The organism is Pseudoalteromonas sp. T1lg23B, from assembly GCF_002964665.1.
In the GTDB taxonomy this organism is placed as follows: domain Bacteria; phylum Pseudomonadota; class Gammaproteobacteria; order Enterobacterales; family Alteromonadaceae; genus Pseudoalteromonas.
The window spans coordinates 233,429-246,447 of record NZ_PQBZ01000002.1; the positions used below are offsets into that span (position 1 = coordinate 233,429).

13 protein-coding genes and 1 tRNA gene are annotated in these 13,019 nt (G+C 42.8%); 7 read left to right on the top strand and 7 right to left on the bottom strand.

Going from position 1 to position 13,019, the window contains the following annotated elements:
- Window positions 1-45: 45 nt before the first annotated feature.
- From C2M32_RS01380 to C2M32_RS01405, 6 genes are all read left to right on the top strand, one after another.
- Entirely contained in the window at window positions 46-606 is a 561-nt protein-coding gene (locus C2M32_RS01380; protein ID WP_105166745.1) for an RNA polymerase sigma factor, read from the top strand.
- Window positions 599-1,072, top strand: coding sequence for a hypothetical protein (locus tag C2M32_RS01385; protein WP_105166746.1), 474 nt, complete (start codon window positions 599-601; stop codon window positions 1,070-1,072). The genes C2M32_RS01380 and C2M32_RS01385 overlap by 8 nt, the downstream gene beginning before the upstream one ends.
- A gap of 9 nt (window positions 1,073-1,081) precedes the next feature.
- Entirely contained in the window at window positions 1,082-2,023 is a 942-nt protein-coding gene (locus C2M32_RS01390; RefSeq protein ID WP_105166747.1) for a DUF4097 family beta strand repeat-containing protein, read from the top strand.
- A 126-nt stretch (window positions 2,024-2,149) separates the two neighbouring features.
- Entirely contained in the window at window positions 2,150-3,529 is a 1,380-nt protein-coding gene (gene dnaB / locus C2M32_RS01395; RefSeq protein ID WP_105166748.1) for a replicative DNA helicase, read from the top strand.
- Between the two features lie 11 nt (window positions 3,530-3,540).
- The gene (gene alr, locus C2M32_RS01400) at window positions 3,541-4,632 is read left to right on the top strand and encodes an alanine racemase (protein WP_105166749.1); all 1,092 of its coding nucleotides are present in this window, start codon (window positions 3,541-3,543) and stop codon (window positions 4,630-4,632) included.
- A gap of 52 nt (window positions 4,633-4,684) precedes the next feature.
- The gene (locus tag C2M32_RS01405) at window positions 4,685-5,119 is read left to right on the top strand and encodes a secondary thiamine-phosphate synthase enzyme YjbQ (protein ID WP_105166750.1); all 435 of its coding nucleotides are present in this window, start codon (window positions 4,685-4,687) and stop codon (window positions 5,117-5,119) included.
- A 12-nt stretch (window positions 5,120-5,131) separates the two neighbouring features.
- Here the strand turns inward: C2M32_RS01405 and C2M32_RS01410 are convergent, their stop codons facing one another.
- The 3 genes from C2M32_RS01410 to C2M32_RS01420 all read right to left on the bottom strand — a co-directional run bounded on the left by C2M32_RS01410 (window position 5,132) and on the right by C2M32_RS01420 (window position 8,674).
- Window positions 5,132-5,599 carry a chemotaxis protein CheX gene (locus C2M32_RS01410; RefSeq protein ID WP_105166751.1) on the bottom strand — a complete coding sequence of 156 codons (468 nt, stop codon included), beginning with the start codon at window positions 5,597-5,599 and terminating at the stop codon, window positions 5,132-5,134.
- Between the two features lie 71 nt (window positions 5,600-5,670).
- Window positions 5,671-6,105 carry a zinc uptake transcriptional repressor Zur gene (gene zur / locus C2M32_RS01415; protein ID WP_105166752.1) on the bottom strand — a complete coding sequence of 145 codons (435 nt, stop codon included), beginning with the start codon at window positions 6,103-6,105 and terminating at the stop codon, window positions 5,671-5,673.
- 109 nt (window positions 6,106-6,214) lie between these two features.
- The gene (locus C2M32_RS01420; protein WP_105166753.1) at window positions 6,215-8,674 is read right to left on the bottom strand and encodes an EAL domain-containing protein; all 2,460 of its coding nucleotides are present in this window, start codon (window positions 8,672-8,674) and stop codon (window positions 6,215-6,217) included.
- A gap of 273 nt (window positions 8,675-8,947) precedes the next feature.
- On the opposite strand from C2M32_RS01420, the gene C2M32_RS01425 reads away from it, so the two are divergent.
- A complete protein-coding gene (locus C2M32_RS01425) occupies window positions 8,948-10,009 on the top strand; it encodes a DUF6765 family protein (protein WP_105166754.1) in 1,062 nt (353 codons plus the stop codon).
- Between the two features lie 330 nt (window positions 10,010-10,339).
- Here the strand turns inward: C2M32_RS01425 and C2M32_RS01430 are convergent, their stop codons facing one another.
- From C2M32_RS01430 to accC, 4 genes are all read right to left on the bottom strand, one after another.
- Window positions 10,340-10,705 carry a hypothetical protein gene (locus C2M32_RS01430; RefSeq protein ID WP_105166755.1) on the bottom strand — a complete coding sequence of 122 codons (366 nt, stop codon included), beginning with the start codon at window positions 10,703-10,705 and terminating at the stop codon, window positions 10,340-10,342.
- A gap of 18 nt (window positions 10,706-10,723) precedes the next feature.
- Window positions 10,724-11,008, bottom strand: coding sequence for a hypothetical protein (locus C2M32_RS01435; protein WP_105166756.1), 285 nt, complete (start codon window positions 11,006-11,008; stop codon window positions 10,724-10,726).
- 369 nt (window positions 11,009-11,377) lie between these two features.
- Window positions 11,378-11,454, bottom strand: a tRNA-Ile gene (locus C2M32_RS01440).
- A gap of 214 nt (window positions 11,455-11,668) precedes the next feature.
- Entirely contained in the window at window positions 11,669-13,009 is a 1,341-nt protein-coding gene (gene accC, locus C2M32_RS01445; RefSeq protein WP_105166757.1) for an acetyl-CoA carboxylase biotin carboxylase subunit, read from the bottom strand.
- Window positions 13,010-13,019 lie beyond the last annotated feature (10 nt).

A 13,019-nucleotide genomic window follows, 5' to 3' on the forward strand; every position in this document is an offset into this window, starting at 1 on the left:
CTATTTATATCAAGCTAGCTCGACCAAGAAAAAGGGAAAGTAAAAATGTTAATAGATGCCAACCAGGCATTGTCGAACACAGAGCAAAAGCCTATCGACGAGTTGGTGCGTAAAGTACAACAGGGTGATCAACGGGCGTTTGAGCAATTGTATAGAAAGCATGAGAAGCGAGTATATGGGCTGTGTCTACGATTACTTGCCTCACCAGAGTATGCAGAGGATGTGACTCAGGAAGTGTTTGTACAGCTGTGGCATAAAATTGCTCAGTTTCAGGGGCAGTCTCAGTTTTCAACTTGGCTTCACAGCGTGACCAGTAACATTGCAATAAGTTATCTACGAAAGCACAAAAATTGGTTGCAAAAGGTTGTAAGTATCGAAGGCAGCGGTATGAATGAACAATCAGTCAATATGTGTCATGGACTCAATGGTCTAGATAAACTGATTGTGCGGCTACCTGAGCGAGCTCGCTTAGTATTTGTGTTACACGCGGTCGAAGGGTATCGTCATGAGGAAATTGGCAACATGCTAGGCATGGCAGTGGGATCAAGTAAATCGCAATATCATCGTGCTCGTCAGTTATTGCAGGAGTGGTACGACAATGAATAAACCAGACTTTGAGCAATTTTTAAAAGAGTCGCTCGAACAAACAAAAGGCATCGCACCAAAACGAGATCTTTGGAAAGGAATTGAAAACGCGATTGCTTCAGCCCCACAGGAGGACAAGCAACGCAGCTATTGGCCAAAGCTCACCGGAGTCGCTGCTTGTTTTTTGGCTGGCTTGATGGCTTGGCAAGTGGTGTTGCATCAACCACAGCAAAATACCATGGCTAATATGAGCGCGTTCTTTGAGCAGCAAAAACAGAGTTTGCTGGTGCAGTATGAAGCTCAGCCTGCGTTGACTTCTGATTGGCAGGCTCAACTGACTGAACTTGAAAGTGCTGAGCAAGCTATTAAGGCTGCGTTACAGAATGACCCTGAGAACGCGGCGCTGTTACAAATGCTGGCACAAGTCTATCAGCAGCAATTGGATTTAATAAACAAGGTACATGAACCTCGTTGGCAACAAATTTAGGAGAAGAGTATGAGAGCATTATTAGCTGGATTAGCGCTACTGCCACTTGCGGTCTTTGCAGGGCAAAGTATTGACGAACAGATATCATTACCCAGCAAAGGTAAGGTATTTATTGAGAATCAACGTGGCAACATCATCATAAAAACGTGGGATGAAGATAGCTTTAAGGTCACTGGGACCTTGGATGAAAAAGCAAAAGGTTACAAGTTAGAAACGAAAGGTTCAGTCACCGAGTTCATCGTCCAGATGCCGAATCAATACCGAGGTTGGAAGAACAGTCACGATGGCTCAAAGCTGACGATTCATATGCCCAAAAATAGTGAGTTAAACCTTGAGGGCGTCAGTGTTGATGTCAATGCTAGCCAGTTATATGCGGGGACGAGTATTAAAACGGTTAAAGGCGATATTCAGGTTTCTGACTTGAAAGGTAAAATCTCGTTGCAGACTATAAATGGCAACATTGATGCGTCACAACTGAACGGCCATATCCACTATGAAACGGTTAACGGCAACATCAATGATAGAGGTTCGGATGGTAAGCTAAAGTTTGATGCTGTAAATGGTGATATTGAGAGTGATACAAAGGCTCAAGATGTGCGCTTAGAAAACGTTAATGGCGAAGTCGATTTACGTATAGATGAGCTGGCCGATTTACGCGTCAACACCGTCAATGGAGAAATCAATGTGCGTATCAATAAGTTGAAAGATAACGCGAATATTAATATGGATTCGGTTAGCGGTGATGTGCGGTTTTACTTTCCTGCGAATGTATCAGCACGGTTTGATATTGATATGCACGCAGGTGGCAAAGTTATCAACGAGTTGAGTGACCATGAAATGAAAAAGGCGAAATATGGTCCATCACGAGAGTTAGAGTTCGTGCTTAATGGTGGTAATGCTGATGTGGAAATCGATACGGTAAGTGGACACATCGAGCTGAAAAAAAACTAATCTCCCTGGCACCGCCAACAGCCTGTTGGTGGTGCACCTTTTAATTACTCATGGTTTTGGATATAACATTGCACTTATCTCATGAGCGGATAAAATAGTCCTCTAAATTCCAAATTGTGCAGTGCTATGGCAAAACCAGATCTTCAAGTTGATACGCTAAAAGTTCCACCTCATTCAATTGAAGCCGAGCAGTCCGTTCTCGGTGGCCTAATGTTAGATAATCAAGCGTTTGACAGAGTTGCAGAACTTGTTGTTGCGCAGGATTTTTATACACGTACACATCGGCTGATTTTTGAAGCAATGGAAAAGTTGGTCGAATCAGGCAACCCCATTGATTTGATCACCATCTCCGAGAATTTGGAGAAAAATAATCAGTTAGCAAATGTCGGTGGCTTTGCGTACCTTGCTGAAATAGCTAAAAACACGCCCAGTGCCGCCAATATCGATGCCTATGCAAATATCGTACGTGAGCGTGCTGTTGTCCGTGAAATGATATCGGTAGCGAATGAAATAGCGGAAGCCGGATTTAATCCTGAAGGCAGAGATAGCCATGATTTACTTGATTTGGCCGAGAGTAAAGTATTTAAAATTGCCGAACAACGTACAAAAAGTACAGAAGGGCCACAGAATCTACACAGTATATTGGAAAGAACAGTAGATAAAATTGAAGAACTATACCAGTCACCTCAAGATGGTGTGACAGGAGTCAGTTCAGGTTACGCAGACTTAGATAAAATGACCGCAGGCTTACAGCCATCGGATCTGATCATTGTTGCGGCACGTCCTTCAATGGGTAAGACCACATTTGCAATGAACCTTGCAGAACATGCTGCCATGACTCAAGACAAGCCCGTGTTAATTTACTCGTTAGAGATGCCCTCAGAGCAGATTATGATGAGGATGCTTGCGTCTTTAGGTCGTATTAACCAAACTAAGGTACGTACAGGTCAGTTAGACGACGATGATTGGGCTAGACTTTCGTCAACCATGGGATTGTTGATGGAAAAGGGCAAGATGTATATCGATGATGCATCAGGTTTGACGCCAACGGATGTTCGCTCTAGAGCAAGGCGTATTGCGCGTGATCATGGTGGGATCAGTATGATCATGGTGGATTATTTGCAGCTTATGCGCGTGCCAAGTTTGTCGGACAACCGTACCCTTGAAATTGCCGAAATTTCGAGGTCTTTGAAAGCGCTAGCAAAAGAATTGCAATGTCCAGTTATTGCACTTTCTCAGCTGAACCGGACGCTAGAGCAGCGTGCGGATAAGCGCCCAGTAAACTCAGACTTACGTGAGTCAGGCTCTATTGAGCAGGATGCCGACTTAATCATGTTCATCTATCGCGATGAAGTGTATAACGAAGATAGCCCTGATAAAGGCGTTGCAGAGATCATTATAGGTAAACAGCGTAATGGTCCAATTGGTAAGGTTAGGTTAACTTTCCAAGGGCAATACTCTCGTTTTGATAATTACGCAGGTCCTGCGGTTGACGACGAATACTAGGAGAGTCGCACATGAAGTTAGCGGCGGCGGAGATAAACCTATCTGCATTGACGCATAATTTACTGCGTATTAAATCGTTAGCACCAAGTGCTAAAATTATGGCTGTGCTAAAAGCCAATGCATATGGCCACGGTTTAGTAACCATTGCTCAGCACTTACAAGATGCAGATGCGTTCGCAGTCGCTCGAATTGATGAGGCTCTGGCGCTCAGGGCTGGAGGCTTAACGAAGCCGATAGTGTTACTAGAAGGGTTCTTTAATGCCAATGATATACCAATCCTGTTGGCGAATAACTTTCAAACGGTCATTCACAACGAGTATCAACTCAATGCATTAGAGAGCGCAAAGTTAGATGCGCCAATTGCAACATGGCTAAAAGTAGATACTGGAATGCATCGGTTGGGAATTGAACCTGAACAATTGGATATGTTTTACAGTCGTTTGAAACGCTCTGATAATGTGAAACCGCAGGTCAATTTGATGACCCATTTTTCGTGCGCAGATGATCTCGAAAATAGTAAAACCAAGGTGCAGCTTAATAATTTTGCACAGTTGGTGGGGGGAAAGAAAGAGTCTCTGTGCTTGGCAAACTCAGCCGGTATTATAGGTTGGCCGCAAAGCCATCAGGACTGGGTGCGTCCAGGACTTATGCTCTATGGTGTTTCACCAATGCAAGATCAGGTCGGCGCAAATCATGGTTTACAAGCCGTCATGCGCTTGACGACTCGAGTAATCGCCATTCGCAGCCTACCCGCTAATGAGCCTGTGGGCTATGGCGGACGTTGGCAAAGCAAACGCCCGACACAACTTGCTATTGTTGCGATGGGGTATGGTGATGGTTATCCACGTCACGCGAAAAATGGTACGCCAGTGATGATCCGCAATCAGCGCTTTGGTATTGTGGGCAGTGTATCTATGGATATGATAACGGTAGATATAGGTGACAATCAGGCTGGTATTATGGTTGGAGATGAAGTCGAAATGTGGGGTCCCAATTTGCCTGTAGAAGAAGTGGCCGCATATGCAGATACCATACCTTATGAGTTACTGTGTAATGTGACCCCGCGCGTGAGCTATGAATACGTTAATAAAAACCCGTCGTGACGTGCGCTTGTATCTTCGACACAGCAAATAACTACAATGTTGGAATGGTTCTATGTGGTTACAGAAAAAGATAGTACTCAACGCGAGAAAAAGAGGTTTTCATCTGATTAGCGATGAAATAACACAGCAGCTTCCTGAATTAAAGCAAGTGCGCGTTGGTTTGCTACATGTATTTATTCAACATACATCGGCGTCACTGGCGATCAACGAGAATGCGGATCCATCAGTCAGGCAGGACTTAGAAAGTCACTTTAACGTACTAGCACCTGAGAACGCTCCCTATTATGTACATACTTATGAAGGACCGGATGATATGCCTGCGCATATCAAATCCACTTTAATAGGCTGTAGCCAAAGTGTGCCTGTCAGTGAAGGGCAATTGGCATTGGGTATATGGCAGGGACTTTATTTGTGTGAGCATCGGGATCACGCATCAAGCAGAACCCTCGTGGTTACCTTGCAAGGAGAGTCATACGAATCACTTTGATGTCTTTATGTGCTATAAAGTGTCGAAGCTGACTTCTATATTTGCATCACCATCGGGTGACGTGAAAGGCATAATGATCTTCGCGCCATCACACTTATGTGTAATGGTGTGGTTTTTACCTGACACAACAATCGGTGTGGCCATTTCAAATTCGTAGCCCTTTTCACCTAATAGGTTTTTTGCACCGCCAGTTACCATATTGGTAATTTCGCCGACCATATCGGTGACTTCTTCATTTATGGTGTCTGGTCGCTCGCCTAGCATTCGTTCCATAATGGTTAATGCGAGGCTCTCGTCAAACGTGATAGAAAAAGAACCTTTAGTTTGTGGCCCAACCATGCCGATGAGTCCAGATATATCACCCTGAGCAATTTCATCTTTTTTGATCTTTGGCTTTCCAGGCGTTAGCTCCGTTTGCGCCATAGTTGCCAATACATTGATTAAAGACGATAAAAAAGGGTTTATAAACTCTACCTTCATATGACTTCCTTTAATTACATATTGTTTTAGAGATAGTATTTGAGTGTAGTGTGGTTTTGGAGCAGATGCACTTACTCTTTACACTTTTCACATTTGCCGTGTGCTTCAATTGTTTGCGCACTTACTACAAAGCCTTTCTCTGCAGCGAGATTATTTAGCTCATGAGAAATGGCACTGGAGTGTAATTCTTCAACATTGCCGCATTGGTCACAGATCAGTAGTTGTACAGGGTGAATATGGTCAAAATGATGGCAAAGCATAAATGAGTTTGTGCTTTCAATCTTGTGGATGAACCCTAATTCTGCAAGAAAGTCCAAAGCGCGATAAATCGTTGCAGGTTTCGCTGCGGCTTCTGTTACTTTGAGCTCTTCCAGCAAATCATAGGCACCAACCCCGCCTTGCTTACTCGCGAGTAGACGAAATACTTTTTCACGGATAGGGGTAAATCGAGCCCCGCGATTATCACACACTTGCTTTGCTTTGCTGATCAGTAACTCTACATTCATCATCTTAATCCTTACCCTTGCACTGCAATACTAACATATTCTTTTTAATAGTCTTATATACAGAGTAAGTTATCATGAAAAAGTGCGGTCTGGTGTTGAAAAAATGGTCCTAGCTTTGGGTATATCTTACATCAGTGATACCAATTGAATGTTCAAAATCTTCACTTGTCATTGGTTCTCCGAGTAAAAAACCTTGGCCAATATCACATTGATAGTTCTGTAAAATCTTTAGTTGCGAGAGTGTTTCTATCCCTTCAGCAACGACTCTTATACCGAGGCTGTGAGACATCGTAATAATAGAGTTTACTAATTCGTCTGCTGCTGGGCTGGTGGATAGGTCCGCGATAAAGCTCTGATCGATTTTTAATATGTCAAAAGGATATTGGCGTAGGTAATTGAGGGAGGAATACCCAGTCCCAAAGTCATCCATTGAAATAACCAGCCCTAGCTGGTGCAGGTTATTCAGAGAATCCTTGAGTGCATCATCACCCGATAGGAGCACTCCTTCGGTAATTTCAAGTTCCAGCAAAGACGTGGGGATCTGCGACTGTTGAATAAATTTATGAATGTCATCAATTAAGGTGCGATCTTTAAATTGTCGTGGCGATAAGTTAACCGCTATTTTTAGTGGACGATCAAGTACTGACTGCCATTTTTTAATTTGTTCTATGGCTGATTGGAGTACGAATTTTCCGATGGCGACTATTTCGCCGTTACCTTCGGCTAAAGGAATGAACTCACTTGGCGAAACGGTGCCAAGTGTTTTGTTATGCCACCTAAGTAAAGCCTCTGCGCCAATTAGCTCATTACTATCAATCGTAAATTGTGGCTGGTAATACACTTCAAATTCACCTTGCTCAAGAGCATGGCGCATATGCTCTTCTAACAGCAAGCGTCTTGATAAATCCTGACTCATTTTCTCCGTAAAGAACGAGTAAGTGTTTCTACCTTGTTGTTTTGAGTGGTACATCGCGGAGTCGGCCTTGCGTAGCAGTGCACTGGGCGTACAACCATCTTGTGGATAAACCGAAACGCCCAAGCTCAGTGAGATACTGAATTCTCTCTTGTCGATGTTTAAAGGAATTCGAAACCGTCTTACCAAGTTCGCAGCAATTGGAATAACATCTTCGCTGCTATTCAAGTTACTGATTAAAATAACGAACTCATCGCCACCGAGACGGGCGACGGTATCTTCATCGCGCAGGGTTTCTTGTAACCGTTGTGCTGAGGCGATAAGAAGTTTGTCACCCACCTCATGCCCTAAGGAGTCGTTTACTTTTTTAAAATCATCCAAATCAATAAAAATCACCGCAATGATGGTTTTATTCCTAGTGGCTGTTTTTATCTGCTGAGTCAATCGTTCCATTACTAAAAAGCGATTGGGTAAGTTAGTAAGGGTATCGTAAAATGCGTGGTGAAAAATTAGTTCTTCTTGACGCTTTCGTTGGGTTATGTCCCGAAGTACAATGACAATATTCTCACTCAGAGGCATAACTGAAATGCGTGCTTCCATAAATTTTGCTTGATCCCTTTGGGTAAAAGGATATTCGATACAAGTGAGCTTTTTGTATTTTTTGGCTTCTTTGATGGCACTTTTAAAACGTTTGCTCATGGTAATGGGTAATAAATCTGTGACATTACTGCCTATCATTGGAGGCTGCCCAATAAATACATCCGTGTGATGTGCGTTATTGAATTCAATGACTCTCCCCTGCGAGTCAATAACGATAAACAAATCTGGCAGAGCCGAAAAAATACTTTCAAGCAGGTTATGCTTTGATAAAGCGTATTGTTCGGCGGCTTTTTGTGCCGCGATTTTTTCCTGCAAACTGTTAGCCATATCATTGAAATTATCTGCCAGTAACTTCAGCTCCCCATTGCCTTTAATCTTCGCTCTGTGACTAAAATCGAGTGCGCGTAGTTTTTCTCCAACATAGATAAGTTCATTGATGGGCTTGGTGATAAAAAAGTATACGAATAGGGCTGTAAAGCAGAGCAAGCTCAGTAGCAGCAAGGCAATGATAAGGCTCTTATTCAGACCAATTTCTAGAACACTCTGCACTTCATGAGCAATGTGATATGTCGCATATAGGATAGCTGGTTGGGTGTCATGCTGGTGTTGGAAGTGCAAAGGGAAATACGTCGAAAAAATCAGTGTTGACTCATTAAATTCAATAATCCCGCTGTTCTGATCATATACTTTTAGCAATAGTCGCGCGTCGATTGGTAGATTAAACTTGCTGAAATGCTGCGTCTCTTGATGTCGCTCAGGTGCTGCGATTATGTGGCCTTTGGGTTCAAGTATTAGCATTTGCTGGTAATTGATCCTGCTCTTTTTAGCATTGAGTGCAAACGAAACACTCTCAGCGTCATTGGCGGACAGCGCCTGTTCAAGCTTATGGGTGAATATTGGTAGTTCCTGAGCCAATGAGGCACGGCTACTGCTAATCAGAGTGTCTAATTGTGTGTAATAGGTATGAAAGGTAACAACGATGGAAAACACCAAAAAAGCAAGCGCAGCTAAAATACTCAGCCATAGCTTAATGTTGATAGAGTATAACGCTTTCATAGTTCTTTACTCATAGGCACTGATCTGAGCGCGTAACACTGACTGCTGTATAGAGATGCATGAGATTGATTAAGTTGAGCACAGTAATGGATTAAGTCTAGTTCAAAATATAAAAATGTAGCTGTTTGAAGGCTAAAGATATTGAGCTCCTACAAAAAGTGACCTGTTAGACTCGTTACACTTAATGGATAATACTGGTAGTTAGATGCAGGAATTGCTGCATAAATTGATATAATCTTGTATTTGTAATCGAGTGTATTTAAAAGGATCATTATGCAGATAGATCTTCACCTTGGCATGACTTGGGTGGTCGCCCGTGCCGCGGGTTTTAGTAATGAACAGGCACAGATCATTGCCCAAGCGTCACAATACGTTGATGACGCAACCAATGAAGGGCATATCAAGTTTAGCAATGGCGCAGCTTATCAACGTATTTCCACTGCCCATAAAATGCTGGACTATCGCAATATTCAAAGCCTAAAGAATCAACAAGTGTGGATCCCATTTCACTTTTTACCCGGCAACAATGGACTACCCGCGGGGAGTAATCCATCCGGTAGCTTTATTCACAAGTTAGTATGTAAACCTAATTCTTATGTTGCTCGTGACATGGTAAATGAATGTATAGCCCATCAGCACAAGCCTTATGCATTACATCTATTGGGGATCACGTCACATGTATTCATCGATACATGGGGGCACAAAGGGTTTGCGGGTATCCAACACCGGGTTAATAAGGTGGAGGGCATTAAGGATCACAATGGCCAATTAGATAAACATTGGACGCAAAGAGTTGCTGATTATTTTATGGGGATGATCCAAGATGACATTCCTAGTTTAGGGCATGGTCAGGCGCTATCAAACCCAGACTTGCCACATCAACATTGGAGCTACACCAATGGGTTAGGGGAGGTTATAGAGCGTAATAACCCCATCGATTTTTTGGAAGCCGCAGATGAGTTATGCAAAGTCTATCAGGTTTATCTGCAACAACAGCCAACAGGCTTAAATGCCGCGCTTAAAGCGCAGATAGCTCAGTGTTTTGCTGAATTTAACATGGATGATGGTCAGCACCGGCTTGCCTTGTGGTTGGAAGCAATTGCCAGCGATAGATTTTCTCTAGGAGCCTATCAGCTTTCTTACATCGCCAAGGGGGAAGGTTCATGGAAGCATGAGGCACTAGGCACCGTTTTGGATGACCAAGATGAAGATGAATATACCTTTACTCAGGCATTTTTAACATCCAATTGGAAACTGTTCCACGACGCTGCAAAACAACACCGCCTGAATGTAGTGGATATTATTCTGCCCAGATATGGAATTTGCGTGGCTTAGTGCGTGTTGTAAGGCTTACTAAAGGTTGGTTCGACCTTTTTATATAGATCTAGAAGTACCATGACCTTACTCCTTAAAAATTAGGCATGCCTAATTTTGCTTAACAATAGGTGTCTTAAAGTTCGCCGCGTGATTATGCATCCTCAGCTTCTTCACGCGACATACATGCACCCACCCACAACAAAAAATACAACCCCACTAATATCCCGAGAAAACCTTCTATGCTCATATGCTTCCACTTCTAGATTTATTTTTATAAAAAATCTAGAGAATCGACAAAAGTAGTTTTAGCTTTGAATGAAAAAGCAAGCTGCGGCCTTTATTATCAAATTATGCGGCCCAATGAAGCCGAACTGTATTTGTTAACTTTCTAAGCTGAGATTTTGAAACTCTACGGTAAGTCTTAAATACCTTAACTTTGTTTATCAGGCTACGAGGAATGCAATCCAAAAGCTCAAGGACGGCTGTATCTCTTCGTTTTCTATCATCAAAGTAATAGGTAAAGCCAAACTTGTTCATTATTGCACCACTGGTAATTCCCTTATGACGCTTAAATGGTTTACAACTTGAATCTCCATTCCTAATAACAGTCTCTTGAATACTATATCGAAAAGTATTAATCGCAATTCGAGGCTGAATTTCAGGATTTTCAATGATAATTTTAACACCTCTAGCCTTAGATTTTTTTTTAATCATATGAACCCCTCCTATGTCTCAAATATAATCGCGTAACTTGTCACTGTTGAACCTTCTGAAATTTTGTGCCGTGGTCAACTTTAGAAATCCATAGCTAGAGCTTGTAACCTGAAAACAACACCAGCCTTGTTCCAAAATTTCGGAAGCAAGAGACTCCATATAGGTGCTTGTAATAACTTTTCTTTCGCATAAAGCGGACAAACTTTTGTTGGAAAGCTGAAATCGCGTGATCTGCTTATTTTCATCATCTTCACGTTTTGTAATTAACTGAGGTATTAATCGTGCTGCTTCAAATGGAGTCATAAAACACCTATAACATATACATAAATAAGTTCTATGTGTTTTATGTTATTAAGCGAGCTCATCTTTGTCAATAAAACACTTAAAACAGTATCTATATATACTTTTGTGTGGTTTTATGAGTTGGCTTTCGGGTGTCATTGAAATAAGTATGAATCAGTCATGCTAAACCGCTCATGTCCATGCTCGCAGCTAATAAGCATACGTACCTTGTAATCAAGCTCTTATTCTTTGCCCACTAAATGCGTACGACGTGGCGCACTAACAGGGAAGTGAGCAAGACTATTTTTGATAATTGATTTACAGTGAAAAGTAGTACAGAGATAGTACAGGGTAATGTATGTAAGTGTTTACTTGGGAAGTTTGTAAAAATGGTGGCCCCTCCCAGACTTGAACTGGGGACCTAACGATTATGAGTCGTGTGCTCTAACCAACTGAGCTAAGGGGCCATTTTTGTGCCTGCTAGGGAGAGCAGGTAAATAGACTTACCAATGTTGGTAAGCGGGTTGCAGTATAAAAACTTTTAAAAGCCTTGTCACTAGCAAAAGCCATAAATTTAACTATTGGCAAATCAAATGATTAAATTTAGAGCAATTTAGATTGTCTCTAGTTTAAATACAAAAGAAAAAGCCGACATGCGTCGGCTTTTAAAGTCATTAGTGCTTATAAACCTAGTTTCTTTTCTAAGTAGTGGATATTTGTTCCGCCACTTTGGAAGTTTTCATCCGCTAAGATTTTCTTATGTAGCGGTGTATTGGTTTTTATGCCATCAATTACCAACTCATTGAGAGCGTTACGCGCACGGGCAATAGCCACATCGCGATTTTCACCATAGGTGATCAGCTTGCCAATCATTGAGTCGTAGTAAGGCGGTACTGTGTAGTCAGCGTAAATGTGGCTGTCCCAACGAATACCTAAACCGCCAGCAGGGTGGAAGCGTGTGATCTTACCCGGTGATGGAATAAAAGTATCAGGGTCTTCAGCATTGATACGGCACTCGATAGCATGACCTCGGATCACCACATCATCTTGCGTGATAGATAATGGTTGGCCTGCGGCAATTTTAAGCTGCTCTTTGATCAAATCTACGCCGGTTACCATTTCTGTAACTGGGTGTTCAACCTGAATACGGGTGTTCATTTCAATGAAGTAGAACTCACCATTTTCATATAGGAACTCAAAAGTACCGGCACCACGGTAGCCGATTTCGATACATGCGCGAGTACAGCGGTCACCAATGAACTTACGCATTTCTGCGGTAATACCTGGTGCTGGCGCTTCTTCAACAACTTTCTGGTGGCGGCGTTGCATTGAACAGTCGCGCTCACCTAAATGAATTGCATTACCTTGGCCATCAGCAAGTACTTGTACTTCGATGTGACGAGGGTTTTCTAGGAATTTTTCCATGTAAACCATGCCATTGCCAAAGAACTGCTTAGCTTCTTGTTGCGTTAGTGCGATCGAGTTATGCAGCTCAGCGTCGCTTCTTACCACGCGCATACCACGGCCACCGCCGCCGCCTGCGGCCTTGATGATCACCGGATAACCGATGCGCTTGGCGATTTGTGCATTGCGTTCTTTGTCGTCGGTCAATGGACCGTCTGAGCCTGGTACACAAGGTACACCTGCTTTACGCATTGCTTCAATGGCTGATACTTTGTCACCCATCAAACGGATGGTATCACCGCGAGGGCCAATAAATACAAAGCCACTTTGCTCAACTTGATCAGCAAAATCAGCATTTTCTGATAAGAATCCGTAACCTGGGTGAATAGCTACCGCATCAGTGACTTCTGCTGCTGCAATAATGCGAGGAATATCCAGATAGCTTTCTGATGCAGCCGGTTTACCGATACAAATGGTTTCATCCGCAAGAAGCACGTGCTTAAGATCGCGGTCAGCGGTTGAGTGTACTGCCACCGTTTTGATCCCAAGCTCCTTGCAGGCACGCAATACGCGAAGTGCGATTTCACCTCGGTTCGCAATGACTACTTTATCTAACATAGCGTTTGCC